General features: G+C 61.5%; 2 protein-coding genes. One reads left to right on the plus strand and one right to left on the minus strand.

Annotation, left to right across the window (positions count from 1 at the left end; all coding sequences use genetic code 11):
* The coding region (locus A3754_RS17830) for a hypothetical protein (RefSeq protein WP_231880683.1) at nucleotides 1-686 on the plus strand (686 nt) is incomplete at its 5' end.
* 13 nt (nucleotides 687-699) lie between these two features.
* Here A3754_RS17830 and A3754_RS17835 read toward each other — a convergent pair.
* On the minus strand, nucleotides 700-2,058 hold a 1,359-nt coding region (locus A3754_RS17835), incomplete at its 5' end, for a transglycosylase SLT domain-containing protein (RefSeq protein WP_063520780.1).

The raw sequence follows: 2,058 nt of genomic DNA on the forward strand, positions 1-2,058 counted from the left end.
AGACTTTGCGGCTGTATGCCAACGGCGTTCAGCATTCAGAGTTTCACCCCAAACGTTTGCTCACTGGCAGCGTGTGGGATTTGCTGTGGTTGCCGGCTTTGCTGCACGAACCGGCCCGGTTCCGCCGGGTGTTGGTGTTGGGGCTGGGGGGCGGTTCGCTGATTCCCCCTATCCGCAAACTGCTGGATCCGGATGTATTGATGGCGGTAGAGCTGGACGGAGCGCACTTGCAGGTAGCTCGCGAAGTATTCGGCATCGAGGCGTTCGGGGTGGAGACCTGGCAGGGGGATGCCCAGCAGTGGTTGCGTGATTATCAGGGGGAACCGTTCGACCTGATTATCGAAGACCTGTTTGCGCCCAGAAATGAACAAGTCAGCCGGGCGGTGCCAGCAGATGCCGACTGGCTTGCCTGCCTGCGCGATAACCTGTCGGCGCATGGCTCCTTGATCATGAACTTTGGCGATTGGCAGGAATACCGCGACAGCCCGGCCTCGGGCCGCCGCGCCATGAAAAGTTTCAGCAGCCGTTTCCGCTTGTCATGCAGCGATTGCCATAACGCGGTGATCGCGTTTACCCGCCAGTCGGCGCGCAGCATTCACCTGCGCCGGCGCCTTGCCGCGACGCCGGCATTGAGCCATGCGAAAGCGGCGGCGCGGCTGGATTATCATATTCGCCAGTTGGACTGACCCGGGTTTGAGGTCAGTCCTTGTCCAGCATGGTCAGGGAATACAGCCCGTCATTCTCTTCCTGGGTTAGCAGCTGGTTGCTGCGGGGCTGGTCATCGTGCATGCCCACGAACAAGGCCCGGTAGGTCAATACTGCCTGCACATAATCCCGGGTTTCACGGAACGCGATGGACTCGATCCACACATCTGCCGGGACGCCGTCTTCGGCGTTCTCAAGCCAGCGATTCACCCGGCTAGGGCCGGCGTTGTAAGCGGCCAGAGCCAGCACCCGATTGCCGTTGAAGTCCTCAAGGAGTTCTGCCAGATAGCGGCTGCCAAGGGTGATGTTGGTGTGCTTGTCCTGCAGGGTCTTGGTGGTGGGTTTTCCCATGTTGGCGTCTTTGGCCACCTTGCGGGCGGTGGCGGGCATCAGTTGCATTAGCCCCATAGCGCCCACGGGGGAGCGAGCCTGCGGGTTGAATGCACTTTCGCGGCGGGCCACCGCCATGGCCAGCCAAGGGTCCAGATCGTGGGGTTTGGCTTCTTCTTCAAACAATGGCAGATACGCGGGCGGGAAGCGCCATGCCAGGGTGTTCCAGGCCTTGGCCTGAATGGATGCCTGTACGGCCAGGTCGTACCATTTTTGCGTCAGGGCGTAGTCGGCCAGTTCCGCCAGCTGTTCCTTGTTGCTGTGCCACATCAGCCACATCCATTCCTGATGCGCCAGATAGGGTTCATCCAGTTTCCGCAGCATGCGGATACGGGTGACCGCCGGCGGCGGCGTGAACGTGGCGGCGGGGGTGTGCTTCTGTTCGGAGAAACGGTAGGGCTCGCCCAGACGGTCTGCGGCCAGGAAAGCGAAGAAATTACGTTGCTGGGCGGCCTGCTGATACAGCTCACGGGCCTGGTCCGGTTGGTCTGTGCTTTCCAGTGCGCGGGCGCGCCAGTACAGCCAGCGGGAGTCGTTACGCTCCTCCTGGGGCAGGCGCATGACCCACTCATTCAGGGCGTCCCAATCCTGTTCGATCACCGTGCGTCTGGCGCGCTGTGCCACCAGTGAGGTATCCGGGTGTGTTGTCAGCCAGTCATCCAGCCATTGGCGATTCGCTTCCACTCCGCGGATGGTGGAGTACCAGGCAATACGTGTGCCGGCCCGTTCGCGTAGTGCCGCGTCGGTGAGGCCCTGTTTTTTGCTTTGCGTATCGAACCATTTGCGTGCGGCTTCGGTGTCCTTGTAGGCCCAGCGGCGCAGGGCGGCGGAGAGCAGCGTCTGGCGTTGTGCTGCCGGCAGATTGCGGGGCAGGTCAGCGACTTTGTCAGGGGTACTGTACAGCGTTTGCAGCCATTCGCTGGCGGTGGCGTAGTCGCTTTTTGCCAACATGTCGTCCAGATA

It is taken from the genome of Alcanivorax sp. HI0083 (assembly GCF_001635175.1).